This window comes from Flavobacterium sp. CAU 1735 (assembly GCF_039888695.1).
Lineage (GTDB): Bacteria > Bacteroidota > Bacteroidia > Flavobacteriales > Flavobacteriaceae > Flavobacterium.
In genome coordinates, this window is the sequence record NZ_JBDQQQ010000010.1 from 1 (window position 1) to 23,971 (window position 23,971).

Here is a 23,971-nt window from a genome sequence, read left to right on the forward strand (position 1 = left end):
GTTTTTCTTACTCAATAACTCAAGGAACTTCCCTGTTTTGCGGGTGGCAAAGGTAAATCACTTTTTTATTTCTCGCAAATCTTTTTTGACTTTTTTTCTAACCTTAGTCAATCCCAATCTGCTGTACTCTACTTCAATGAACTCCCTTATTGCGGCTGCAAAACTAGAACCTTTTTCCGGTTTCACAAACTTTATTAAACCTTTTTTTAAATCTTTTTCTTAATGCTCTCATTACAAAGACTTAACAATAACACTTTTTTTAGCTTTATTTGGTGTCTTTGGTGTGATTACGCGGTTTTACTGGGGTTTTCGCATGTTTTATTTCTGAAATACCAGACCTGACAGGTTACAAAAACCCGTCAGGTCATCACAAATTAGTATAATCACCACTTATATATAGGTGCATTTTCTAAAAATAATATCTGATCCGTTGTGAAAAATCGATTATCTGCAAATAAAAAAGCTACTACTATATATAGGTAGTGCTAAATCTCAACCAAAAATTCTTTCAACCAAAAGAATTGATCAAATAAAAAACCGCTTCAGAATTAAAAAAATTTAGCTCCCTCAGTTAATTATCAAAAAACCGAAAGAATTTCTTCAAAAGAAAAGGATACTATTATATAGTACCACAATTTATCAAGTCAAAATTATTTGATCAAAATATCTATATAATAAAAAATACCCGACAGGTTTTTGAAACCTGTCAGGTGTAAAAACAAAAAACCGCAGGAAATCCTGCGGTTTATATTGAACTCCGATGTAATCGGAACAAAAAATCTTAGTTTTTCAAAGCTTCCGCTCCACCAACGATCTCCAGGATCTCGTTCGTAATTGCAGCCTGACGCGCTTTGTTATACGTAAGCTTTAACTGGTTTCTTAAATCCGTTGCATTATCGGTTGCTTTATGCATTGCTGTCATACGCGCTCCGTGTTCTGCGGCGAAAGAATCTCTGATTGCTTTGTATAATTGTGTTTTTAATGATTTTGGAATCAAGGTTAACACAATTTCTTCTTTTGATGGTTCAAAAATATAATCGGATGAAGCCGTTTCTGCACCTTCAATCGGCGCTAATGGTAAAAACTGCTCGGTCACTACAATTTGAGTAGCTGCATTTTTAAACTGGTTGTATACCAACTCAATTTTATCATACTCACCGTTTACAAATTTATCCATTAATGTCGCTGCCAAAGCTCCTACATTTTCGAAAGTCAGCTCATCGAAAATAGCACTTTGGTTGTCCACTACATTATTTACTTTTCGAAGTACATCGTTTCCTTTTTTACCTACAGTAATCACGTCGATTTGTTTACCGGCATATGCGTCGGTAAGACCTTTTACCTGTTTGATTACGTTGGCGTTAAAAGCACCACAAAGTCCTCTGTTTGATGTAATGGCTACGATCAATACTTTATTTACTTCGCGTTGTTCTGCAAATTTTCCAGCAGCATCACCTTCTAACGACGCACTTAAATTTTGTATTAACTCTGTTAATTTTTCGGCATAAGGGCGCATTGCTGTAATTGCATCCTGTGCTTTTTTCAGCTTAGCAGCAGATACCATTTTCATCGCAGATGTAATTTGCATCGTAGATGAAACAGAAGTAATCCTATTACGTATTTCCTTTAAATTTGCCATTTGTCGATTTGAAATAAAACAATCTGAAATCCGAAGTACTCACTCCGGATTTACAGATTATCTAATTATTAATATTTTGCAGAAACTTCTTTAGCTACTTTTTCTAAAACGTCGGTAATTTCGTCTGAGAATTTACCAGCTTTTAAAGCATCAAGAGTATCTTTATGTTTCGCTTTTAAGAATTCTAAATAATCTTTTTCAAATTCTTTTACTTTACTTACCGGAACATTTCTCAATAAGTTTTTCGTTCCAGCATAGATAATTGCAACCTGATCTTCTACTTTGTACGGATCGTTTACCGCTTGTTTCAAGATTTCAACGTTACGTCTACCTTTTTCGATTACGTTTAAAGTAACCGCATCAAGATCCGAACCGAATTTCGCGAATGCTTCTAATTCACGGAACTGTGCCTGGTCTAATTTTAATGTACCAGATACTTTTTTCATCGATTTGATCTGTGCGTTACCTCCTACACGAGATACAGAGATACCAACGTTGATCGCCGGACGAACCCCAGAGTTGAATAAATCGGACTCTAAGAAGATCTGACCATCTGTAATCGAAATTACGTTTGTTGGAATATACGCAGAAACGTCACCCGCTTGTGTTTCGATGATTGGTAACGCTGTTAACGATCCACCACCTTTAACGATTGGACGTAATGATTCTGGTAAGTCATTCATATTTTTAGCGATACTATCGTCAGCAATAACTTTAGCAGCACGCTCTAATAATCTTGAGTGAAGGTAGAAAACGTCTCCAGGATACGCCTCACGTCCTGGTGGACGACGTAATAATAGGGATACCTCACGGTAAGCAACCGCTTGTTTTGATAAATCATCATAAACGATTAACGCCGGACGACCTGTATCACGGAAGTACTCACCGATTGCAGCACCTGCAAATGGAGCATATACCTGCATTGGAGCCGGATCAGAAGCATTTGCTGCTACGATTACCGTATACGCCATTGCTCCTTTTTCTTCTAATGTTTTTGCAATTCCCGCAACTGTTGATGCTTTTTGTCCAACAGCTACATATATACAGAATACTGGTTTTCCAGCATCGTAAAATTCTTTTTGATTTAAGATGGTATCGATACAAACTGTAGTTTTACCAGTCTGACGGTCACCAATAACCAACTCACGTTGTCCACGTCCTACAGGGATCATGGCGTCAATTGATTTGATACCTGTTTGTAACGGTTCTGTTACCGGCTGACGGAAGATTACTCCAGGAGCCTTTCTTTCTAATGGCATCTCATAAAGATCACCACCGATTGGTCCTTTACCATCAATTGGGAAACCTAGTGTATTTACAACACGACCAACCATTTCTTCACCAACTTTTAATGAAGCGATACGTTGTGTTCTTTTTACAGTTGACCCTTCTTTAATTCCAGTAGACGGACCTAATAATACCACACCTACATTATCTTCTTCAAGGTTCAATACAATTGCCTCTAACCCGTTTTCGAATTGTACTAACTCACCGTATTGTGCGTTAGATAAACCATAAACTCGGGCGATACCGTCACCCACCTGAAGAACTGTTCCCACTTCTTCCAGAGTGGCTCCTGATTCAAAACCAGATAATTGTTTCTTTAATATTGCTGAAATTTCAGCAGGCTTAATTTCTGCCATCTTGATTTATAATTTAAACACTTTGCAGTGTGGTAAATATTAATTACTTAGTTCTCTTTTTAATTCTCTTAATCGGTTTGCTATTGAAGCATTGTATTGTTTGTCACCAATTCGCAACACAAATCCTCCTAAAATAGATGGATCTACGGTGTTTACCAAGGTGATGGTTTTATTGGAAAACTCTTTGATTTTCGCTAAAACTTTTGCTTCCAATTCCGGGGTAATAGGAAAAGCAGTCGTTACTTTTGCTGTTTCCACACCGTTCATTTCGTCGAACAAAGCATTATATTGTGACGCTACCTCTGGTAAAATCTCAAATCGTTTGTTTTCTAAAAGTAAGCGGAATAACCCTTTTGTTTCTGACTGTACAGAAGCAAATATTTCTGATAATGCCGAAATCTTAACATCAGCCTTAATTACGGGGCTTGCTAAAAAATTCTTTAACTCTGTGCTTTCCGCAACAGCCGTAACAATCGATTTCATATCGTTGTTTACGGTAGCCGCCTGGCCATTTGAGTTTGCAATATCTAAAATTGCTTTTGCATATCTAATCGCTGCTCTTGCCATAACGATTAATTTAATTTTACTTCATCTAACATTTTCTCAACCAATTTGGTTTGAGTTTCTTTGTTAGCTAGTTCTTCTTTCAATAATTTCTCAGCAATCTCTAATGATAATGACGATACATGGTTTTTCAATTCAACCATCGCAGCGTTCTTTTCGCTAGCAATTGTAGCTTTAGCCTGCTCGATCATTTTGTTACCTTGCACCTGAGCTTCCTCTTTTGCATCGGCAATCATTTTTTCTTTGATTTCACGAGCTTCTTTGATCATAGTATCTCTTTCAGCTCTAGCCTCTGCTAACAATTTTTCATTATCAGCTTTAAGGTTTTGCATTTCTTTCTTCGCATTTTCTGCTGAAGCAATAGCATTTCTAATACCTTCTTCACGAGCCGTGATTGAGTCCATGATTGGTTTCCAGGCAAATTTAACCAAAAGTAAAATTAACACTAATAAGATAAGCGCTTGCCAAAAGAATAAACCGAATGAAAAATCGTTAATTAATTTCTCCATTTTATACTGAATATATTATGATTTAATTTTTTCTTACTAAATAAAACAACACCTGCAACCAACCGTTACAGGTATTGTTTTTCTCTTCTTTATTATTTTCCTAAGATTAAAGCAGCGAATGCTAAACCTTCTAATAAAGCAGCGATAATAATCATCGCTGTTTGAATTTTTCCAGCAGCTTCTGGCTGACGAGCAATAGCGTCCATAGCAGATCCACCGATTTTACCTAAACCTAAACCTGCACCGATTACTACTAAACCAGCTCCGATTAAATTAAGACTTCCCATAAGTATATATTAAAAAATTAAACTTCTAAATTAAATAATTACATTTTCCTCTTCGTGACCGTGCTCATCATGGTGGTGGTCCTGAACCGCCATTCCAATAAATAAAGATGACAACATGGTAAAGATAAACGCTTGTAAGAATGCTACCAAAATTTCAATAACTGAGATAAACAAAGTTAATCCTAAAGAGATTGGCATATCTGCATAAATATTTTTTCCTACGAAGATCATCGCGATCAAACTCATGATTACTACGTGACCTGCTGTAATGTTTGCAAACAAACGGATTAACAACGCAAATGGTTTTGTTAAGGTTCCAAGGATCTCGATTGGCATCAAGATGATTTTCATCGGAACCGGTACACCCGGCATCCAGAAAATGTGACTCCAGTAATCTTTGTTCGCACTGAATTGTGTGATAAAATACGTGAACAATGCCAAACAAACCGTTACTGCAATGTTTCCAGTTACGTTAATTCCAAGTGGTGTCATACCTAAAAGGTTTAACAACCAGATAAAGAAGAATACCGTTAACAGGTAACCCATGTATTTTCTGTATTTTTTCTCTCCAATGTTCGGGATAGCAATTTCGTCACGGATAAAAATAATCAGTGGCTCCAATACTCTTCCGAATCCTGTTGGAATAGCTCCTTTTTTATACGAACGTGCCAAACCTGTAAACATCAAGAATAATACAATTGATGTAAACAACATGGACATTACATTTTTAGTAATTGAAAAATCCAACGGTTTTACGTTAGTTGGATGATGATGCTCGTCGTAGTTGATTGTTCCGGCAGCATCGGTTTTGTAAATTTTACCGTGGTATAATTTATAGAAATTACCGTCTACTTCGGCAACTGCTTCTCCGTGGTGTAATTTTGAAGAAGAGAAAACTTTTAATCCGTTATCCAATAAGATAACCGGTAATGAAAATCCGTAATGCTTTCCTTCTTTCTCATCGGAGAAGAAAACGAAATCATGCGAATCCTGCAAATGGTGTTCAATGTAAGCTGTTACTTTGTCTTTTGGATCCTGAGTTGCGTGCTCGTCTCCATGAGAAGCTTCATTGTGAGCAACCTCTGTTGTTGCATGGGCTTCATGCGTTACTGCTGTTGCTACATGTGTAGTGTCTACTACCGGGTTTGCGAAAGCTATTGAAGACAATAGCCCTGCAAAAGTCGCTAGAATAATTCTGACAGGTTTTTTTGAAATCACCATACCTTATTAAATATCTTAATTTTTACGGTCCTTAAATTTGGTGCAAAGGTACATTTTTAATTAATATTCCAATGTTATTGCTACTCTTTTTTATTCTAATTATTAATTTCAACTACTTCTTTGGCTTATCATTTAATAATCTTGACGTTAAAAACACTTCTAATGCCAAAAAAATAATGAAAATCACAAAAAAGTTTATTTTCTCTATATATACACTCGTTCCTTCCCGCTCCAGTACCGGCATCAGGAAGATATAACTCAGTGCAAATTGAATGCTGATCAATACTAAAAAAACAAAGCCAATCTGCTCCGGTTTGGTTTCTTTTATCCGAATTAAAAAAAGTAATATCGCTAATGAAAGTAGTAGAAAGAAAAGATAAATCCCATAGATAGGATAGTGGAATTCCTGATAGGTTTGAGTAGAAACACCAAACTTAAAAATAAGAATATGCAGTAGTGCTAGAATAGGAACAATTTGAAACAAACGAAAGATTACAGCATATTTTTTCCTGCTCATATTTATTTTATTTATTTAACTGATTTACCTGCCTTATTACATTATATAGCGCTATAAAAACGCCCAGCAGCGTAAGGATTTTTACATACAGATCGTTAGGATTCGGATATTTTTCGTCGAGCCAGTTTCCTAAAAACGCAAAGGCAAAAATAATGATCCCCATCTGAAACGGGATATTAATTAGTGCCAGCCACTTATTACGCGTTTTTCTGTCCTGATCCTGATTCATTTGTTACGGTTGTTGCTTTGGTTGTTTTTCCGGATGTCGCTTCCAGCATCACACAGGTCGCGCTAAAATCGGCTCCTGGTTCTACCGCCAGTTTCCCAACGATTACTTCTCCTTTTATCGATGCCTTTGATTTGATATTCAGAATTTCGGTTACCTCGATCTTTCCATTAAACTTCCCTTCGATATCGGCCGTATTGCATTTAATATCGCCAGTCACACTTCCAGCCGGGCCAATAACAAGCCTTCCTTTCGAATTAAAATTTCCAATCAGATTTCCATCCAATCTAAAATCGGCTTGCGAAACAATATCGCCTGTAATGGTTGTTCCTTCTACTATTCTATTGGTTTTACCTAATAAATCCGTGTAAGACTTTTTCTGTTGTTTTTCAAACATGGTATTATTGCTTTTAAAAATCACAGGGTTTTATTCCTGTGATCTTACTGTTACTTTCTCTAAAAGTTATTTTAGGGTTGCCAGATACGCGTCCAGATTTTTCTTGATCTGAACAACTTTATAATCGTCATTCGAAATCACAAATGCATTTTCGGAAACTTTATAACCTTTAAAATCTTTTAGTACGCTAATCGTGGAAAGCGCTGCTTCTTTACTACTAAAACCGTGAACTATCACAAAACTTTTATCCATCGTATACACATCGTTAGACAAGGTGATACGGTTGCTGTTGCGATCGGTTATATATTTCTTTAATTTTTCGGTTAAGGCTTTGGTTTTCGCATCGTTTGCATTTGGATACGGAACCTGGAATACAATTTTCCAGCTGGATGGATTTTCTTTTCCTAATTCCAGTTTTTCCATTTTCGGAATATCGCTTTTCAGTAAAACTTCTGCTTGTTTGCCTTCTTCCGCATTCGGATAGTTTAAGGCCACAAAGTTCAACGCTTTTTTATATTCTTCCAATCCTTTTAATCGTCCGATTACACTGGCTTTAAGCAATTCGAATTTCGGAACCATTTCTTCTCCGTTGAAATTTTCGATAACCGGATCCAATTGTGCCAGCACATCCTGTAGCTCGTCTTTTTCAAATTGTTTAAACAGTTTGTTATACACTTCTTCCGGGCTTCCCGCTATGGTTCCTTCCGAAATATTGTTTAACAAAATCTGCGCATAACGGCTATCCGGATATTCAGCAATGATCTGTTGTTTCATGATCGCTGCTTTGGCCGGATCGATGATTTCGTAAATTTTAAAAAGATTGTATTTGGCCGGTAATACCAATCGTTCTTCCGGTTTGTTTACCAGTAGTTTTTCCAATCGGGATGCCGCCAGTTTGTATTCTTTAAATTTTTCTTTATAAATCGTTCCCAGTTGGAAATAGGCAAAATTGCGATCTTTCGCCAAACTGTCCAGTACTTTCTGATCGGTTGGCAATTGTTTAATATAGTAATCCGGAGTAAAACGTTCGTCCTCGGCTTGGGTTTTCGGGTTTTCATCAACCGCAGCTACCGCATCCGGATTTTCATTTGCTTTATCAATAATGGTTTGTGTCGACCAACGCCAGTTGTCTTTTAGCGGTCGGTTCCCCCATTTCTTTTTAAATTCCGTTCTACCAAAAGCTACCGTAGCCTGGTTATAAAAATAGAAGGTGCTTCCCCCTGTAAAACTTCCGGCATTTGTAGGTGCTCCCGACTGTTTAGGCGTAGTCTCTTCCGAAGGTGGTGCCTGACGGGATTGCATCATTTCGCTTTTTGTAGTAGCATTCGATCCTACAGCTGGTGCTCCCGGATCGGAAAAACCGCTGTTTTCGGCCATTGTTTTTAGCTTCTCTGCTTCAAGGGCTTTTTTCGCTTCTTCGATTTTTAGTTTTGCGATGTATTCTTCGTAGTAATTACGTTGTTCGTTTGGTCCTAATCCGGATACATATAAGATACTATCGTTTACTCTGGCAATGCCTTCATATTTGATCACATCGTTCAGGTTTTCCCTTTTCTTTTTGATCGCGATAAATTCACGGGTTTTCGGGTTTAATTTAGACATCGTACTGTCGTAATATTGTCCCGCTGTTAAATATTTGGCATCATCAAAATTGATCTCTGCCAGGTTGCGGTAATTGGACGCTACCAAATAATTATCCTGCGACATCGAACGCAGGGATTTGTTGTAGTATTTCTTCGCCTGACGTTTGTTACCTTGTTTATCATAGAACAAAGCCACCTGATGATTGATCACATCCAAAAACGGACGGTTCTCGCGATCTTCCGCCAGTTTGTTGAATTTTTTCAGGAAAGCCAGCGTATCGCCTTTTTTATAATCGAATTGTTGTGCTTGTTTGGCATGCGCCTGAATAACATAACGACGTGGCGATTTTCGGTTCATATCGATAACCGACTGGAACGAAGCATACGCACTATCCGGGTAATTCATACTTTCGTATAACTGACCGATAATAAAATGATAACGGGCTTTTTCTTCGTTATGCTTGGTCAGGTCTTTCGCTAATTTTAAATTTACCAAAGCACTATCAATAGAACCAAGGTTCACATACGCCTGTCCTAAAATAGCATTCGCATCGGCTTGTACCTGTCCTTTAATTTTCTGATCTTCTAAAAGTTTCTTCAGATTTTTAATCGCCAGAACTTCATTCTCCAAACGGATATTGGTTTTTTCCCGCCATACTTTGGCTTCGTAAATTTTATCGCTGTTGGAATATTTATACAAAATATAATTAAACGCTTCCAATGCCGGAATAAAGCGATTGTCGTAATAACGCGCTTTTCCTAACAATAAATGCGCTTCATCCATCTGCGGATTTTTTTCACCGCCTTCAATATACATGGAGTGTTTCTGAATCGCTTTGATCGCTTTGGTTTCTGCTCTCTCGAAATTGGCATTTTTTGTCTGACCGGGTAGAGTTCCGGCATCGATATCCTGCATTCGTTCTACAGGTAGAATTTCCCAAAAGTTGTCCTTATAAGTCCCTTTTAGTTCTTCCACTCCTTTATCGAAAGCAACGCCTCCGTTGTATAGTATGTTATATTCGGCTGTAACAGCGTGGTAGTTTCGTCTTACAAATGAGTTTTTCTTTGTGGAACATGCCAGCAAAAAAAGAACGAGCCCTACGCTTAAGGCGTATTTAAACAGATTGGTTTTCAATATAAAAACGTTTTTAGTTCTTTAACTTCCAATTTCTTTTTTTAGTATAAAGAGAGGTAAAAATACGTTTCTTTTTGATATGGGAAAAATTTGTTTCCAAAAAAACAATATCCCTCTTGTGGGAGGGATAGCATTTTATACAGCAAAAAATGTTTCGAGCTCTTGTAAGGTTTCTTCGTTTGTATGAATATCTTTTACAATTCTGCCTTTTTCCAAAGCTACAATACGGTTACTAACTTCAATGGTATGTAACAAATCGTGACTGGAAACCAATACGGTTACCTCCGGATTATCGGCTAGTTTTTTAATAATGTTCTTTAACCGGATCTGCGTTGTCGGATCGAGGTTGGCAAACGGTTCATCAAGAATGATCACTTCCGGATTACCAATTAATGTAGCGATAATACCTACTTTTTTCTGGTTTCCTTTCGAAAGGTCGCGCAGGTATTTTTTATTATTCAGGATTTCTCCGTTAAAAAAGTCTTCGTGTTCGCGTAACAAAGCGTCCACATCGGCTTTATTTTGTCCGCGTAATTCTCCGATAAAATAAAAATACTCTTCCGGTGTCAGGTAACCGATCAGGAAACTTTCGTCCAGGAAAGCCGCGGTAAACGGTTTCCAGTTTTCACTTAGGTTAATCTGTACGTTATTACTAATAATATGTCCGGTAGATGGTTGAATAAGATCCAATAACAGGCTGAAAAAAGTGGTTTTTCCCGCTCCGTTATTCCCTACTAATCCAAAGCTTTCTCCTTTTTTAATTTCAAGGTTTTCTATATTTAATACGGTGGTTCCGTTATAGGTTTTCGACAGGTTGGTGACTTGTATCATATATATGTCTTTTTAAAAGTATCGTTAGTTTTTTTGTTTGTATGCCTCCAGCGTTTTGTATTTTTCGCTTTTGTAGGTTTTTTCGATTATCGTAAATACTTTATTACGAAATGCAAATCCAATAACGCCCGCTCCGGCCACCAGTACAAATCCAAAGTTTGCACCTAAAGTATAATATCCGATTCCGTATAATAAAAGTGGTAATACAATTTTAGGAAGTGCCAGTAATAGTGTTTTCACATTAAAAGCTTGTCGGTCGCCAAAGGCATTTTTACTCGACGACAGGTCAATTGGTGTTTTGATATATGCACCTGCCCAAAGTACGATATGTGCATTCACACCCATATTATAAATCGCACCTACCAATATCGCCAGATAAACATCCACTCCAAAATACAGGTAGAAGCTTGCCAACAATGTCGAGATAACGGTTGCCATAACCATTAACCACCATTTTGAATTCAAATAATCCCGGTATTTTATGTTCTGACTCATCATTAGCGGATAGTAAGCACTGTCCCAACTCGGCACAAATTGTCCGAAGTTTAACAGGAAACCTCCGGTTACAAATATTGCGGCAAATATTTTCCAAAGTGGCGCCTGATAGGCTTCAATACTGTCCGTAAAAAATAACAACCCGTAAAACAAAAACAGTATACTCATTCCGATGGTTGTACGGGAACGTTTGTTTCGTTTTAAAAGTCGGATGTCGTTTTTAAGGAAGGTTCCCAAAGTCCCAAACTGGTTTAACCAGGTTAGCTCTTCCGTTTTGGCGATTTCGTGTTTTGTTGCCAATCCGGCATCGAGGTACAGGTTCTTTTTAAAAAAACGGAAGGTTACACTATATAATCCTACGAAAAGTGCCAATGGAACGATGATCAGCCATGGCGTTTCATAAAGTGCCGAAAAATAGCGTCCGGTGTAAAGCGTCAAATCAAAAAAGGAATAATACTGCGACACACCTATCAATCCGACTAATGCACCGATACCATATAACAGATAGTCATTTTTGTTGATCAATATGTTTAGATAATTGATTGCAAAAACGGTTAGCAACATACTAATCAACCAGCTCATTACGCCTAGCGGTGCAAATCCTTCCACCATCAATACTACCGAAAACGGAATAAAGAAAAACAGATGCGTTACATTAAAAAAGGACAGTAACGTTTTTCCCAACGCATAATTGACAATGCTATTTTTTCGGATGTTGATAAACAACAGCGGTTTGATATTCATAACCGGTGCTTTCTGTAAAAAGAAGCGGATTAAAATATCGGCGAAAAAATAATAGATCAAAAACGTCGTGATGGTCGGAAACGGTTTTAAGTTGTTTTCTTCGAGGATGTAGTACGAACCTGCACCCAACAATAAAAACAAGGCAATAAAATACAATCCCGCTAAAATCATAAAAATCTTAAGAACCATATTCGACCCAAACGAAGCCGATCGGACAAAAGATTTCCATTCCAGAGTAATGAAGTGTTTTAACATGAAAATTTGGTGGTTTTAGTTAAAGGTTAGATGCAGCTTCTCAGCATTTGTTACAAATTATTTTACAAACTGATGGTTTTTAACAATTCGAGCCATTTCCTGGTCAATTAACGTCGGCATTTTTACGATTCGTACATATTCTAAAAACCCAAGTGGTACCGCAATGATCGTAAAAATCACAACCTGCCAGTGTCCGTAGGTTCCGTTTACGGCCATTTTAAATAGAAAATTCAGACTGTTTCCAAACAGCATTACCGGAAGCATAATGTATATGTTTCGTATAATATCGTGTAGCAACCACTTTTTTTCGGTGACTTTTTGCTGGCGACGGATTTTCCGATACCATTGATAACCGGCTATAATCTCAATGATTCCCATTATACCAAACAAAGCCAGAATGATGTAATTATTATAACTGCTCAATAGTAAGGTTCGGTATAAGACGCCCGTCATAATAAGCATCAATATTATTTTCGGAAACCGGAAAAACGTTGCAAATTCACGAAAGATTTTTCCCCAGTAATATTTTGAAAGTGCTGCCTGACGTTCTTCTACTATGGTCGTAAATCCGAAAACGCCGAATTTTTTAAATTCAATCGCTAAGGCATCTTCAAAGGAAAGGTTTGGGTTAACGCCCCATTGTGCCTCTATCGCATTAGCTAGATGATCGACCAACTCGGTTTGCAAATCGTAATACGGAACAAAATGTTTGTCGGTAAAAGCATAGAGTTTTTCAATTTCAGCTGTATCGATAAGTCGGTTTGGTATGCTATTCTGCTGCATCTTTTATCTTTTATCTTTTATCTTTTATCTTTTATCTTTTATCTTTTATCTTTTATCTTTTATCTTTTATCTTTTTATTTATTATAATTCAAGATTCGGTTTTACCAATGCCTGCATATTCCGGATAAATGCTTCCAGTTCGGCCAGTCGGTTTATCGTTTCTTTTTCGCCGCTTTCGGTGAGTTTGTAATACTTCCGCAGTCGGTTGCCGGCTTTTTCCATTTCGACATCCAAAAAACCTTCGGCTTCCAGTTTGTGTAAAGCCGGATAAAGTGCTCCTTCGGTCACATTTAGCTCGCCATCGGTTAGCTGCTTTACTTTTTGGGTAATCTCATAGCCGTACATCCGTCCGTTTTCTTCTAACAACCTCATAATGATCGTTGTAAGGCTTCCTTTATACAATTGCGAATTTTTCATCTTCTTTTAAAATGTAAACAAATATATACATAAGTTATTTATGCATCTGTATTTGATGTATTATTTTTTGTGATAAGATTTACGAAAAGGACTAAGGTTTAGTACATTTGTAGCAAACAAACATACCATGTCAACATTTCACGCATTAACAGTAAAAGAAGTCCGAAGAGAGACTGCAAAAGCCGTTTCGGTTTCTTTTGAGGTTCCGGAATCTTTACAGCCCGAATACCAATTTATAGCAGGTCAGTATCTTAACTTAAAATATTCCCCGGACGGAAAAGAGATCCGCAGGGCCTATTCGATCTGTTCTTCGCCGAACAGCGGTGAATTGCGAATTGCAGTTAAAGCGGTTTCTGATGGTTTCTTTTCGACCTATGCCAATGAAAAATTAAAAGCCGGTGATACGATCGAGGTTGGCGTTCCGGAAGGAAAATTCACGTTCGAACCGAAAGCCGACAATCAGCGTAGTTATGCCGCTTTTGCAGCCGGTAGTGGTATTACACCAATAATGGCTATTATTCTTTCGGTTTTGGAAAACGAACCAAACAGTACTTTTGTTTTGGTTTATGGAAATAAATCGCCGGAAGACACCATTTTCTATAAAAAATTACACGATTTACAACTACAATATGTAGGCCGCTTTTTTGTACACTATGTGTTTAGTCAGGCGCGTGCGGAAGATTCACTTTTTGGCCGTATCGAACGATCGACGGTGAATTTTGTAATCAAAAACAAACATGCTTCGTTGTCGTTTGCCAAATATTATTTGTGCGGACCGGAGGAAATGATTGCTACCGTAAGTACTGTTTTAAAAGAAAACAACGTAGCGGAAAAAGATATCAAATTTGAGCTTTTTACGACATCCTCCAACGAAACCAAAATTGAAAAAACCTTGGGCGGACATACCAAAATTACCGTTTTGGTAGACGATGAAGAAACCACGTTTGAAATGGCGCAGAAACAAACGATTCTGGAAGCCGCTTTAAAACAAGGTGTTGATGCTCCGTATTCCTGTCAGGGCGGAATTTGCAGCAGTTGTTTGGCCCGAATCACGAGTGGATCGGCTGAAATGAAAAAGAATTCCATTCTGACCGATCGCGAAATCGCCGAAGGATTAATCCTGACGTGTCAGGCGCATCCGACTTCCGATGAAATTTATATCGATTACGACGATGTATAATATAACAAAAGCCTTTCGAATGAAAGGCTTTTTTATTTGAGAACTGCTTAAATACCTGTCAGGTTTTTGAAACCTGACAGGTATAAACAGGTTATATTTGCTTTTGACACCTGACCGGTTTTTAAAACGGGTCAGGTGTAGCAACGTTTATACTATTGATTCTATTTTCGCGATAATCTGTTCCGGATGTATCGTACGCATGGCATCTTCGTAACCTTCTACCAATTTATTTCCATAGACTGAGGTTGGTAATAACGGGTATTTTTCCCGATCGGGAAGCACCGAATTTTCCAATGGTTGGTTAAACGGTGTAAATCCGGCATAGGGATGCGTCGCGCCCCATATCGTAACCACCTTAACACCTAACATGGCTGCAATATGTCCGTTTCCGGAATCCATACTGACCATAAGATCCAGGTTGCTGATTACTTCCATTTCCTGTGGCAATTTTAATTTTCCGGCAATCACCACAATCGCGGGATTTCCATTTTGCATGGCCTGCAATTGCTCCACTTCATCCTGTCCGCCTCCAAAAAGAAATAGCTTATAATTTGATTTTTTAGCCAGTTCGTCCACTACCTGTTGCATCAAATCCAACGGATACATTTTGGTATCATATTGTGCGAATGGCGCAATTCCGATCCATTTTTCCTGTTTTGATCCGGTAACCTGTAAAGTCGTTTCACTTAAGATGGCTTTTGGTGGAAAAACCGGATGATTCAAGTCGATCGGGAATCCTAATTTTTTAAAAGCCAGAGCATGACGTTCAAATGTGGACAATAAGGGTTGGAATATTTTGTTTTCGGCTCGGGTTAAGGCTTCTTTTTCTTTTCGGCCTTTGTCCATATACACGACCTTTTTTCCGATCAGTCCGAATAATTTCCGGATAACTTTTGATCGGATGGCATTGTGTAAATCGGCCACAGCATCGGCTTTTAAATTTCTCAGATCCCAGAAAAGGCGTAGTAAACCCTTTGGTCCTTTATGCCTGCCGTGTAAATCGACATCAAAAAAAACCACATTGGGAATTCCGCTAAAAAATGGTTTAAAAAACGGACGGGATACAACCGTAATCTTTACATCGGGATATTGTGAAACAAAAGCGCGCAATACCGGTGCAACCATTGCCACATCGCCCATTGCCGACAGTCGTATTACTAAAATATGTTTGATCTTAGACATGTTGTCCGATGGCTACTTTTTATTTTGATATAATACCGGGTTTAATTCCTCGTCATTATACATCTTCATCTGTTTGTACACTTTCATGTATTTATCACCATTCGCGATATCGGTAAGCAAATCGTCGATCGCTGTCGTCAAATCTTTTTTCTGTTCCAACAATACATTTAGTTTCTCCTGGCACTTTGCACGGTGTTCTGCCGTAGCTTCCATACGATTCGCTTCTTCGTTCATGTGATAAATTTTCAAAGCCAGAATAGACAAACGGTCGATCGCCCAAGCCGGGCTTTCCGAGTTGATTTTTGCGGTTGGTTTTACCGTAACATCAGCATATTTCTGAAGAAAATAACTATCGATATATTCCACCATATCCGTACGCTCCTGATTTGATGCGTCGATTCTTCTTTTTAAAACCAAAGCCGCTTCCGGATTGATCTGCGGATCCCGTATAATGTCTTCAAAATGCCATTGTACCGTATCGATCCAGTTTTTCAGATACAACAGGTGCTCAATCTGATCTTTTGGATACGGATTGTTAATCGGTTGATCTACATTATCATATTGATGATAATCGTTGATACTTTCCTCGAAAATGGAGAAGGCAAATTGTGAAAACATAGTTTAAATTTTATTTACAAATATAGTTTTTATACTTTTATCCTACTAATACAAATTTTATCCCGAAAATGCATATCCATTATATCTCTGAAAACAACAGTATTCTTAATCATTTCCTATCACAAATCCGCGATGTTACGATCCAGAAAGACAGTATGCGTTTTCGTAAAAATATCGAACGAATCGGTGAAGTGATGGCGTATGAATTGAGTAAGATTCTGACCTATAAAGAGATTGATGTACAGACGCCATTAGGTATCAAAAAAACAACCGCTTTGGAAGATAATGTGGTGTTGTGTTCTATTTTAAGAGCCGGATTGGCATTGCACACCGGTTTTATGAATTTCTTTGACGATGCCGAAAACGGTTTTGTTTCGGCCATGCGTTTTCACCCGAATAACGATGATTATTTCGAAATCAAAGTGGAATATCAGGCGGCTCCGTCGTTTGAAAACAAAAACCTGATTCTGATCGATCCGATGCTGGCAACAGGACAATCACTGGTAGCAGTTTTCCAAAAACTGATGTCGGAAGAAACACCAAAAGAAATCCATATTGCTGTTGTAATCGCTACTCCGGAAGGAATCGAATACCTCGAAAAAAACCTGCCAAACAACTGTCACCTTTGGGTAGCCGCTCTGGACGAAGGTTTGAATGCTAAAAATTATATCGTTCCGGGATTGGGTGATGCCGGCGATTTGGCTTACGGTAGTAAATTATAGTACCTGCGCGAAAAAGATAAAAAAGCTGATCACAATCAGGGAATACATCACACTTTCCCGCACCCATTTATTGTCCAGACTTTCGATAAAATTGGTTCCCATTACCGCTAACGGAAAAAAGGTAAAGGCCAGGAAACTATTGTTTTTACTGGCTGAAAGGACATAAATTCCAACACCTAATACAAAAGAAAACAATACTTTTTTGTAGGACGACTGCATGTTTAACGGTCGGTTGGATAATGCCAGTAATTGTGTCACAAAAAACAATACTGCTATCGATGAGAAAATGGCCAGCGCGATATTCTGATAGATATTTTCAAAGTAGGTAAAATCAAAACTGATATAGGCTTTATCCAATACAATAAATAAAAGATCCCGCTCTCCGGCGATAACCGCCAATGTAAACAAAATACCTACCGTAAAAAGCGCTATAAACGGAATAATCCAGTTTCGGTAATCCCGCGATACGTGAAATACAATCGATACAAATACCAATACGATAAAAAGGATACTCCAGAAGTGAAATAGCGTCGCTACAAAAATCCACAGCGAAGCATCGAAGATTTTTTCTTTGGGTGTTATTAGTGACTGTAAGGATATTAATCGTCTGAGTGACAGCAGTATAAAAAAGTTAGCCAGGATAATATTAGTGTTTACCAAAACCGATGGAAACAGGATATGGAACAACAAAAACAAGAAGGGTGCATAACTGTTGTCCTTGCTCAATCCGTTTCTTTTGGTAACGAAACGAACCAAAAACAATGACCCCGTTAATACTACTAACAAGCCTATTTTTTGTACTACCGTGGTATAATATTCGGTCCACTCCGGGTATTGGGTTAGGTATAAAAAGTAAAATAAAACCAGTAATAAACTAATTATCGCATAATTTAACGGTCTAGATTTATTAAAAAGGCTTGCTATCATGTAGATATTTTATATTTTTGTGACTGTAAATATAATACTTAAACAAAAATGAAAGCATTTTTTGAAGGAATACAGTACTTATTCGTAGACATACTATTCGCCCCTATGGATTTGATGCGAAAATTGGAATTATCAAACTGGTGGGCTGCGAATCTTTTAAACTGGATTTTCATCATCATCTGTTGTGGTGCTACTTACTACTGGATTAAAGAGTTAAAGAAACACAAAGATAGCGGAGAGGATAGTCAAGATACTACAGCCCACTCGTTTTTAAAATAATATTAGAGGTCGAAACCGATATCTTTTCTAAAATACATCTTATCAAAATTTAGTTTATCTATATTTTGATAAGATTTTTTTATGGCTTCCTGAAACGTATCCCCATAGGACGTTACAGCCAAAACACGACCACCATTGGTAACCACCTGATCATTTTGTAAGGTTGTACCGGCATGAAAAACGATGGATCCGTCTACTTGTTCCAATCCGGAAATGGCCTTTCCTTTTTCATAGTCTTCCGGATAGCCACCCGAAACCACCATAATGGTCGTCGCGCTTCTCGGATCGATTTCCAATTCCACCTGATCCAGTGTTTGTGTTGCAACTGCTTTGAAAAGGCTTACCAAATCGGATTTCAAACGCGGCATTACCACTTCTGTTTCCGGATCGCCCATACGAACGTTATATTCGATTACAAACGGTTCGTTTCCAACTTTGATCAAACCGATAAATACAAATCCTTTATACGGAATTCCGTCTTTTTGCAATCCGTCGATTGTTGGTTTTACAATACGACTTTCTATTTTTTCCATCAAAACAGCATCGGCAAACGGTACCGGCGAAACGGCTCCCATTCCTCCGGTGTTTAATCCGGTGTCGCCTTCTCCAATTCGTTTGTAGTCTTTTGCTGTTGGTAATATTTTATAGTTCTTCCCGTCGGTCAATACGAAACAGCTCAATTCGATTCCGTCCAAAAATTCTTCGATGACAACTTTCGCGCTGGCACTTCCAAATTTTTCGTTTACCAACATGTTTCGCAATTCGGCTTGTGCTTCGGCCAAATCCTGAATGATCAAAACTCCTTTTCCGGCAGCCAGTCCATCTGCTTTTAAAACGTACGGTGGTTGTAACGTGGTTAAGAATTGACATCCGGCTTCTACGGTATCTTTTGTAAAACTGTCGTAAGCAGCCGTTGGGATATTGTGTTTTACCAAAAATTCTTTGGCGAATTCTTTACTTCCTTCTAATTGTGCTCCAATTTTTGACGGGCCAATTACCGGAATGTCTTTTAATACCACATCCTGTTGAAAATAGTCGAAAATCCCTTTTACCAACGGGTCTTCCGGTCCTACCACAACCATATCCACTTTTTCGGTCAACACCAGGTTTTTAACCGCTTCAAAATCGTTTGGATTGATGTTTACGTTTTCGGCTATCGCTGCAGTACCTGCATTTCCAGGCGCTACCAGTAGTTTTGAACAGTGTTCGCTTTGTAGCATTTTCCAGGCTAAAGCATGTTCTCTTCCGCCGGATCCTAATAATAAAATTGTCATTTGTTGTGTTGTTTTTTGAAACGTCAAAAATACTCCGTTTTGAATGGATATTATAATTTTAATGCTAAAAAGTTTATCCCACTATAGGCTGCTTCGTTTGTTTTTCTAACTTTGACTAAAATTGACACCCGTGTTCCGACTATTCGATTTCTCTTTAAAAATCAGTGGTTTCCCAATGAAGGAAGCACAATCGGAATTTGAATCCATTCGCGCTGTTCCGGAAAAAGACTACCCGGATTATATCGCTGTTAAACAAAAGGAAATCGCGACATTCCATCTGGAAAACAATTCTTTTTACCAAAAATTGGTCGGAAAAAAAACGTTCGACAACTGGTCAGATTTACCGGTACTGACTAAAAAAGATTTGCAACAACCCTTGGAAAACCGCCTTTCTAAAGGTTATACCGGTTCCAATACGTTTGTAAATAAAACCTCCGGTTCCAGTGGCGATCCGTTTATTTTTGCAAAAGATAAATATGTACATGCGCTAACCTGGGCGTCCTATTTTTATCGTTTTGGTTGGTATGGTATCGATTTTAACACGTCCTATCAGGCTCGTTTTTATGGCATTCCATTGGACAAAGCAGGCTATTATAAAGAGCGTTTAAAAGATTATTTAGGCAACCGCTATCGCTTTCCGATTTTTGATTTATCCGACGGTTTTCTGGAACAGGTTTTAGATAAATTCAAAAAACAAAAGTTCGATTATATCAACGGTTATACCAGTTCTATTGTTTTGTTTGCCAAATTTTTAAAAGCCCGGAATATCGTACTTAAAACCGTTTGCCCGACTTTAAAGGTTTGTATGGTCACTTCGGAGATGCTTTTTGAAGATGATAAAATTTTACTGGAAACGCAGTTTGGGATCCCTATTGTAAACGAATATGGTGCTTCCGAATTGGATCTGATCGCCTTTCAAAATCCTGAAGGGGAATGGCAGGTCAATACCGAAACGCTATTTGTAGAAATCCTCGACGAAGAGAATCGGCCGCTTCCCTACGGACAGGAAGGCCGCATTGTGATTACGTCTTTATACAATAAAGCACATCCTTTTATTCGCTATGATATTGGTGATATCGGCGCATTGGACGAATCGAGTACGGCTAAAAAAACAATTTTAAAAAAACTAACGGGACGTACGAATGATGTGGCCGTTTTGCCAAGTGGTAAAAAAGCGCCGGGACTTACGTTTTATTATATCACCAAAAGTATTATCGAAGACGACGGTAATGTAAAGGAATTTATCATCAAACAAATTCAGCGGGATACTTTTGAAATCGATTATGTGAGTGATTTCGAATTAACAGCGGATCAAATTCAAAAAATTGAAGCCGCTATTGCACTGTATCTGGAAACCGGACTTACTTTTATTTTTAATCGGAAAACAACTTTATCCCGAACCAACAGAGGGAAGTTGAAACAATTCCAGTCGTTGTTATAATTTCTCTATAAAACGGGGTTTTATCAGCAATTGTGTAAACAAAAATCCAATCATACAAAAGAAGGCACCGATATTGCTTTTTCCATGAAAATCGCGGTAGATACGGTAATTGTGTTGTAACAAACTTCGTTTTGACGCCGAAATAGAGTCTTTTCGGATTCGGTATAATGCCAGACTTTCCGGAACGGGTTGTGCGGTTTTTATCTGTTTTAAAATAGTTAGCCAGACAATCCAGTCCTGGCGTTTTCTGAAGGATGCTATCGGAATTTTTCCGAAATAATCCGTATCGTATATTCCGGTCAGGTTTCCTATAAAATTACAAAAGAACAATTGGCGGTAACTGAGTCGTAGTGGTGCTTTGATTCTTTTCTGTAAGGAGTCTCCATTTTCGTCGATACAATCGTAAAATGAAAAAGTAAAAGGCAGTTTGTTTTGGGCTAAAAAAGCGAGTTGCTTTTCCAGTTTTTCCGGTTTCCATAAATCATCGGCATCCAAAAAAGCAATATACCGACCGGATGCTTTTTCCAAAGCGTGATTTCGGGCCACACCCGCTCCTGAGTTACGGTCTAATTCATAAAATCGGATCCGGTTGTCTTGTTCGGCAAATGTTTTGACTATCGCTACGGTTTCATCCGTGGAACAATCATCAACAATAAGCATTTCCCAATCCGGATAGGTCTGGTTTTGAACCGACAGGATGGTTGCGCTTATAAATGGAGCGGAATTAAATGTTGGTGTTATTATGGATACCCGCTGTGACATTAATAGGCTTTTTCGTCTCCTTTAATGGCATTGTGAACGGTGAGATAAATAATTTTTATATCGAGTAAAAGCGACCAGTTTTCCAAATAGAAAATATCGTATTTCACCCGGTTAATAATGTCGTAGTTCGTTTCCACTTCCCCTCGATAACCATTGGTTTGTGCCAGTCCGGTAATTCCGGGTTTGATAAAATGACGTACCATAAATTTATCCACACTTCGGGCATACATTTCGGTATGACTCACCATGTGTGGCCTCGGTCCTACAACCGACATATCGCCAAGGATTACATTAAAGAACTGCGGTAATTCATCGATACTCGTCTTACGGATAAAACGTCCAATTCTGGTAATTCGGGGGTCATTTTTAGAAACCTGCTCCAAATCGGCAATTTCATTCGGACGCATCGAACGGAATTTATAGCAGTTAAACTCTTTGTAGTTTAGTCCGTTTCGCTTTTGTTTAAAGAATATAGGTCCTCTTGATTCCATTTTTATAAGAATGGCTAACAATGGTGTTAACCAGGAAAGCAATCCAATGATAATTAATAGTGAGAAAAAAATATCGAAAACCCTTTTTACAATTTTATTAAACGGCTTGTCCAGCGGAATGTTTCGCATCGATATAATAGGAATATAGCCGTAGTAGTCGTAAACCAGATTACGGGAAAGGATTTCCTTGTTGTCCGGTAAAAATTTGAGCAACTTCAGATTATTATCGGTAAAGTCGACAAACTTACTCACCTGAGAATTGGATAAATCCTGCAGGGAACAATAGATTTCATCAATATTCCGATCCAATGCAAATTTAAAACAGGACGTAATGTTTTCGCTCGACTCGTTTTTGTCAAAATGGAATACTTTTTCCAGTTTATAGCCATAATCCGGATTTTCGGTAAAAAACTCCTGAAGCTGACAAATATTTTTACTTTGTCCGACGATGATAACCCTACGGAAGTTTCCACCGAAAACAACCCGAAACCGTTTTAGAAAATAGAATACTGCAAATTTAAACGCTGCGACCAGTGCCATTGCAGTGGTTGTGTATTTTATGGTTTCCGAAGGTTGGGAATATTTGGAGAAATACCCGATATAGGCAAAACTAAATACCAGGAACAAGGCATATTGCTTTAGTATTTTTCCAAATATCTCGATCGCTTTTGTATAACGATAGACTTCATAAAAACCAATATTCAGCGCAATGGTAATCCAGGTGATACTGATGAATATATTATAATAAAATCCTATTGTTTCGGGTAATAAAACCCCTGTCAGGATATTGATAATAATCAAATCCAACAAATAAGAAAAAGGTCTAATATATCCGGAATACCGGCCGGTAGTTCTACGCACTAAAATATATATTTAGAAAAATCCTTATGCTCTTCTTTTAATAATTCCTCTGTCGATAATGATTTGAAATACTCATAGGTGATTTTCATTCCTTCCGAACGGGATACTTTGGCTTCCCAACCTAGGATTTCTCTTGCCTTAGTAATATCCGGTTGTCGTTGCAGCGGATCATTTACCGGTAGCGGATGATATACCACTTTCTGATTGGTACCGGTAAGTTTAATGATTTCTTCTGCGAAATCTTTTATCGTAATTTCATCCGGATTACCAATATTAACCGGCAACACATAATCCGAGTGCAGTAATCGGAAGATTCCCTCTACCTGATCGTCTACATAACAGAACGAACGGGTTTGCGAACCATCACCAAAAATAGTAAGATCTTCGCCTCGTAATGCCTGACCGATAAATGCCGGAATAACACGACCGTCGTTTAATCGCATTCGCGGCCCATAGGTATTAAAAATCCGAACAATACGGGTTTCTACACCATGGAAAGTATGGTAGGCCATTGTAATGGATTCCTGAAAACGCTTGGCTTCATCGTATACACCTCGTGGCCCGATGGTATTTACATTTCCGTAATATTCTTCGGTTTGCGGATGTATTAACGGATCTCCGTATACCTCCGAAGTCGATGCAATTAAAATTCTTGCTTTTTTTACACGAGCTAATCCTAACAGATTGTGCGTTCCTAACGATCCTACTTTTAAGGTTTGTATTGGAATTTTAAGATAATCGATCGGACTTGCCGGAGAGGCAAAATGCAGTATATAGTCTAATTGACCCGGAACATGGACAAACTTGGTTATATCGTGGTGGTAAAACTCAAAGTTTTGATTTTTAAACAAATGCTCAATATTTTTTAAGTCCCCCGTGATCAGATTGTCCATCCCAATCACAAAGTAGCCTTCCGCAATAAATCTGTCGCATAAATGTGATCCTAAAAACCCTGCTGCTCCTGTAATTAATATTCTTTTCATGTATT

26 protein-coding genes are annotated in these 23,971 nt (G+C 38.1%); 5 read left to right on the forward strand and 21 right to left on the reverse strand.

The window, feature by feature from the left end; translation table 11 throughout:
- Positions 1 to 223 (forward strand): hypothetical protein (locus tag AAFN64_RS16810; RefSeq protein ID WP_347761379.1); only part of this gene is annotated, 223 nt, incomplete at its 5' end.
- 558 nt (positions 224 to 781) lie between these two features.
- Here AAFN64_RS16810 and atpG read toward each other — a convergent pair.
- The 14 genes from atpG to AAFN64_RS16880 all read right to left on the reverse strand — a co-directional run bounded on the left by atpG (position 782) and on the right by AAFN64_RS16880 (position 13,246).
- The gene (gene atpG, locus AAFN64_RS16815) at positions 782 to 1,639 is read right to left on the reverse strand and encodes an ATP synthase F1 subunit gamma (protein WP_300492165.1); all 858 of its coding nucleotides are present in this window, start codon (positions 1,637 to 1,639) and stop codon (positions 782 to 784) included.
- Positions 1,640 to 1,707: 68 nt separating this feature from the next.
- Positions 1,708 to 3,282: a F0F1 ATP synthase subunit alpha gene (gene atpA / locus AAFN64_RS16820; RefSeq protein WP_300492166.1), complete on the reverse strand. Its 1,575-nt coding sequence runs from the start codon at positions 3,280 to 3,282 to the stop codon at positions 1,708 to 1,710.
- A 39-nt stretch (positions 3,283 to 3,321) separates the two neighbouring features.
- A complete protein-coding gene (atpH, locus tag AAFN64_RS16825; protein WP_300492169.1) occupies positions 3,322 to 3,855 on the reverse strand; it encodes an ATP synthase F1 subunit delta in 534 nt (177 codons plus the stop codon).
- Positions 3,855 to 4,355, reverse strand: a complete 501-nt coding sequence (locus AAFN64_RS16830; RefSeq protein WP_300492168.1) for a F0F1 ATP synthase subunit B — start codon at positions 4,353 to 4,355, stop codon at positions 3,855 to 3,857. The genes atpH and AAFN64_RS16830 overlap by 1 nt, the downstream gene beginning before the upstream one ends.
- Before the next feature lie 92 nt (positions 4,356 to 4,447).
- On the reverse strand, positions 4,448 to 4,642 hold the full coding sequence (atpE, locus tag AAFN64_RS16835; protein WP_136404294.1) for an ATP synthase F0 subunit C: 195 nt from the start codon (positions 4,640 to 4,642) through the stop codon (positions 4,448 to 4,450).
- A gap of 30 nt (positions 4,643 to 4,672) precedes the next feature.
- Complete coding sequence (atpB, locus tag AAFN64_RS16840) at positions 4,673 to 5,863, reverse strand: F0F1 ATP synthase subunit A (RefSeq protein ID WP_300485028.1); 1,191 nt, start codon at positions 5,861 to 5,863, stop codon at positions 4,673 to 4,675.
- 112 nt (positions 5,864 to 5,975) lie between these two features.
- On the reverse strand, positions 5,976 to 6,380 hold the full coding sequence (locus AAFN64_RS16845) for a hypothetical protein (RefSeq protein ID WP_300485030.1): 405 nt from the start codon (positions 6,378 to 6,380) through the stop codon (positions 5,976 to 5,978).
- Between the two features lie 7 nt (positions 6,381 to 6,387).
- The gene (locus tag AAFN64_RS16850; protein ID WP_300485032.1) at positions 6,388 to 6,609 is read right to left on the reverse strand and encodes an AtpZ/AtpI family protein; all 222 of its coding nucleotides are present in this window, start codon (positions 6,607 to 6,609) and stop codon (positions 6,388 to 6,390) included.
- Positions 6,578 to 7,003, reverse strand: coding sequence for a polymer-forming cytoskeletal protein (locus AAFN64_RS16855; protein ID WP_347761380.1), 426 nt, complete (start codon positions 7,001 to 7,003; stop codon positions 6,578 to 6,580). The genes AAFN64_RS16850 and AAFN64_RS16855 overlap by 32 nt, the downstream gene beginning before the upstream one ends.
- A gap of 66 nt (positions 7,004 to 7,069) precedes the next feature.
- Positions 7,070 to 9,721: a gliding motility protein gene (locus AAFN64_RS16860; protein ID WP_347761381.1), complete on the reverse strand. Its 2,652-nt coding sequence runs from the start codon at positions 9,719 to 9,721 to the stop codon at positions 7,070 to 7,072.
- Between the two features lie 135 nt (positions 9,722 to 9,856).
- Positions 9,857 to 10,552 carry an ABC transporter ATP-binding protein gene (locus AAFN64_RS16865; protein WP_300487506.1) on the reverse strand — a complete coding sequence of 232 codons (696 nt, stop codon included), beginning with the start codon at positions 10,550 to 10,552 and terminating at the stop codon, positions 9,857 to 9,859.
- Positions 10,553 to 10,576: 24 nt separating this feature from the next.
- Positions 10,577 to 12,046, reverse strand: coding sequence for a DUF5687 family protein (locus tag AAFN64_RS16870; protein ID WP_300487504.1), 1,470 nt, complete (start codon positions 12,044 to 12,046; stop codon positions 10,577 to 10,579).
- 57 nt (positions 12,047 to 12,103) lie between these two features.
- Positions 12,104 to 12,829 (reverse strand): hypothetical protein, encoded by a 726-nt coding sequence (locus tag AAFN64_RS16875; protein ID WP_347761382.1) that lies wholly within the window; start codon positions 12,827 to 12,829, stop codon positions 12,104 to 12,106.
- Positions 12,830 to 12,910: 81 nt separating this feature from the next.
- The gene (locus tag AAFN64_RS16880; protein WP_300488870.1) at positions 12,911 to 13,246 is read right to left on the reverse strand and encodes a helix-turn-helix transcriptional regulator; all 336 of its coding nucleotides are present in this window, start codon (positions 13,244 to 13,246) and stop codon (positions 12,911 to 12,913) included.
- Between the two features lie 127 nt (positions 13,247 to 13,373).
- Here AAFN64_RS16880 and AAFN64_RS16885 point away from each other — a divergent pair, with 127 nt between their 5' ends.
- Positions 13,374 to 14,426, forward strand: coding sequence for a ferredoxin--NADP reductase (locus tag AAFN64_RS16885; RefSeq protein WP_300488869.1), 1,053 nt, complete (start codon positions 13,374 to 13,376; stop codon positions 14,424 to 14,426).
- Positions 14,427 to 14,573: 147 nt separating this feature from the next.
- Here the strand turns inward: AAFN64_RS16885 and AAFN64_RS16890 are convergent, their stop codons facing one another.
- Both AAFN64_RS16890 and AAFN64_RS16895 read right to left on the reverse strand, forming a co-directional pair.
- Complete coding sequence (locus tag AAFN64_RS16890) at positions 14,574 to 15,608, reverse strand: glycosyltransferase family 9 protein (protein WP_347761383.1); 1,035 nt, start codon at positions 15,606 to 15,608, stop codon at positions 14,574 to 14,576.
- 12 nt (positions 15,609 to 15,620) lie between these two features.
- Positions 15,621 to 16,226, reverse strand: a complete 606-nt coding sequence (locus AAFN64_RS16895) for a DUF4254 domain-containing protein (RefSeq protein ID WP_347761384.1) — start codon at positions 16,224 to 16,226, stop codon at positions 15,621 to 15,623.
- 68 nt (positions 16,227 to 16,294) lie between these two features.
- On the opposite strand from AAFN64_RS16895, the gene upp reads away from it, so the two are divergent.
- Complete coding sequence (upp, locus tag AAFN64_RS16900) at positions 16,295 to 16,948, forward strand: uracil phosphoribosyltransferase (protein WP_300488861.1); 654 nt, start codon at positions 16,295 to 16,297, stop codon at positions 16,946 to 16,948.
- Here the strand turns inward: upp and AAFN64_RS16905 are convergent.
- Positions 16,943 to 17,875, reverse strand: coding sequence for a DUF6427 family protein (locus tag AAFN64_RS16905; RefSeq protein WP_300488858.1), 933 nt, complete (start codon positions 17,873 to 17,875; stop codon positions 16,943 to 16,945). The two genes, upp and AAFN64_RS16905, sit on opposite strands and share 6 nt — an antisense overlap.
- A 48-nt stretch (positions 17,876 to 17,923) precedes the next feature.
- Here AAFN64_RS16905 and AAFN64_RS16910 point away from each other — a divergent pair, with 48 nt between their 5' ends.
- Positions 17,924 to 18,154: a uracil phosphoribosyltransferase gene (locus tag AAFN64_RS16910; RefSeq protein WP_136404309.1), complete on the forward strand. Its 231-nt coding sequence runs from the start codon at positions 17,924 to 17,926 to the stop codon at positions 18,152 to 18,154.
- 2 nt (positions 18,155 to 18,156) lie between these two features.
- On the opposite strand, the gene purD is transcribed toward AAFN64_RS16910, so the two are convergent.
- Positions 18,157 to 19,428 carry a phosphoribosylamine--glycine ligase gene (gene purD, locus AAFN64_RS16915; protein WP_347761385.1) on the reverse strand — a complete coding sequence of 424 codons (1,272 nt, stop codon included), beginning with the start codon at positions 19,426 to 19,428 and terminating at the stop codon, positions 18,157 to 18,159.
- Between the two features lie 130 nt (positions 19,429 to 19,558).
- On the opposite strand from purD, the gene AAFN64_RS16920 reads away from it, so the two are divergent.
- The gene (locus AAFN64_RS16920) at positions 19,559 to 20,869 is read left to right on the forward strand and encodes a phenylacetate--CoA ligase family protein (RefSeq protein ID WP_347761386.1); all 1,311 of its coding nucleotides are present in this window, start codon (positions 19,559 to 19,561) and stop codon (positions 20,867 to 20,869) included.
- On the opposite strand, the gene AAFN64_RS16925 is transcribed toward AAFN64_RS16920, so the two are convergent.
- From AAFN64_RS16925 to AAFN64_RS16935, 3 genes are read right to left on the reverse strand one after another with little or no spacing between them, the layout of a single operon-like run.
- Complete coding sequence (locus AAFN64_RS16925) at positions 20,864 to 21,631, reverse strand: glycosyltransferase family 2 protein (protein ID WP_347761387.1); 768 nt, start codon at positions 21,629 to 21,631, stop codon at positions 20,864 to 20,866. The two genes, AAFN64_RS16920 and AAFN64_RS16925, sit on opposite strands and share 6 nt — an antisense overlap.
- Positions 21,631 to 22,983, reverse strand: a complete 1,353-nt coding sequence (locus AAFN64_RS16930; protein WP_300488847.1) for an exopolysaccharide biosynthesis polyprenyl glycosylphosphotransferase — start codon at positions 22,981 to 22,983, stop codon at positions 21,631 to 21,633. Before AAFN64_RS16930 ends, AAFN64_RS16925 begins: the two co-directional genes overlap by 1 nt.
- Positions 22,983 to 23,966 (reverse strand): UDP-glucuronic acid decarboxylase family protein, encoded by a 984-nt coding sequence (locus tag AAFN64_RS16935; RefSeq protein ID WP_300488843.1) that lies wholly within the window; start codon positions 23,964 to 23,966, stop codon positions 22,983 to 22,985. The genes AAFN64_RS16930 and AAFN64_RS16935 overlap by 1 nt, the downstream gene beginning before the upstream one ends.
- Between the last annotated feature and the right edge of the window lie 5 nt (positions 23,967 to 23,971).

Excerpts from the sequence above, each read along its gene's own strand:
- atpG (WP_300492165.1), bottom strand. The coding sequence starts at position 1,639 with ATGGCAAATTTAAAGGAAATACGTAATAGGATTACTTCTGTTTCATCT.
- atpA (WP_300492166.1), bottom strand. The coding sequence starts at position 3,282 with ATGGCAGAAATTAAGCCTGCTGAAATTTCAGCAATATTAAAGAAACAA.
- AAFN64_RS16830 (WP_300492168.1), bottom strand. The coding sequence starts at position 4,355 with ATGGAGAAATTAATTAACGATTTTTCATTCGGTTTATTCTTTTGGCAA.
- atpE (WP_136404294.1), bottom strand. The coding sequence starts at position 4,642 with ATGGGAAGTCTTAATTTAATCGGAGCTGGTTTAGTAGTAATCGGTGCA.
- atpB (WP_300485028.1), bottom strand. The coding sequence starts at position 5,863 with ATGGTGATTTCAAAAAAACCTGTCAGAATTATTCTAGCGACTTTTGCA.
- AAFN64_RS16845 (WP_300485030.1), bottom strand. The coding sequence starts at position 6,380 with ATGAGCAGGAAAAAATATGCTGTAATCTTTCGTTTGTTTCAAATTGTT.
- AAFN64_RS16850 (WP_300485032.1), bottom strand. The coding sequence starts at position 6,609 with ATGAATCAGGATCAGGACAGAAAAACGCGTAATAAGTGGCTGGCACTA.
- AAFN64_RS16855 (WP_347761380.1), bottom strand. The coding sequence starts at position 7,003 with ATGTTTGAAAAACAACAGAAAAAGTCTTACACGGATTTATTAGGTAAA.
- AAFN64_RS16865 (WP_300487506.1), bottom strand. The coding sequence starts at position 10,552 with ATGATACAAGTCACCAACCTGTCGAAAACCTATAACGGAACCACCGTA.
- AAFN64_RS16870 (WP_300487504.1), bottom strand. The coding sequence starts at position 12,046 with ATGTTAAAACACTTCATTACTCTGGAATGGAAATCTTTTGTCCGATCG.
- AAFN64_RS16875 (WP_347761382.1), bottom strand. The coding sequence starts at position 12,829 with ATGCAGCAGAATAGCATACCAAACCGACTTATCGATACAGCTGAAATT.
- AAFN64_RS16880 (WP_300488870.1), bottom strand. The coding sequence starts at position 13,246 with ATGAAAAATTCGCAATTGTATAAAGGAAGCCTTACAACGATCATTATG.
- AAFN64_RS16885 (WP_300488869.1), top strand. The coding sequence starts at position 13,374 with ATGTCAACATTTCACGCATTAACAGTAAAAGAAGTCCGAAGAGAGACT.
- AAFN64_RS16890 (WP_347761383.1), bottom strand. The coding sequence starts at position 15,608 with ATGTCTAAGATCAAACATATTTTAGTAATACGACTGTCGGCAATGGGC.
- AAFN64_RS16895 (WP_347761384.1), bottom strand. The coding sequence starts at position 16,226 with ATGTTTTCACAATTTGCCTTCTCCATTTTCGAGGAAAGTATCAACGAT.
- upp (WP_300488861.1), top strand. The coding sequence starts at position 16,295 with ATGCATATCCATTATATCTCTGAAAACAACAGTATTCTTAATCATTTC.
- AAFN64_RS16905 (WP_300488858.1), bottom strand. The coding sequence starts at position 17,875 with ATGATAGCAAGCCTTTTTAATAAATCTAGACCGTTAAATTATGCGATA.
- AAFN64_RS16910 (WP_136404309.1), top strand. The coding sequence starts at position 17,924 with ATGAAAGCATTTTTTGAAGGAATACAGTACTTATTCGTAGACATACTA.
- purD (WP_347761385.1), bottom strand. The coding sequence starts at position 19,428 with ATGACAATTTTATTATTAGGATCCGGCGGAAGAGAACATGCTTTAGCC.
- AAFN64_RS16925 (WP_347761387.1), bottom strand. The coding sequence starts at position 21,631 with ATGTCACAGCGGGTATCCATAATAACACCAACATTTAATTCCGCTCCA.
- AAFN64_RS16935 (WP_300488843.1), bottom strand. The coding sequence starts at position 23,966 with ATGAAAAGAATATTAATTACAGGAGCAGCAGGGTTTTTAGGATCACAT.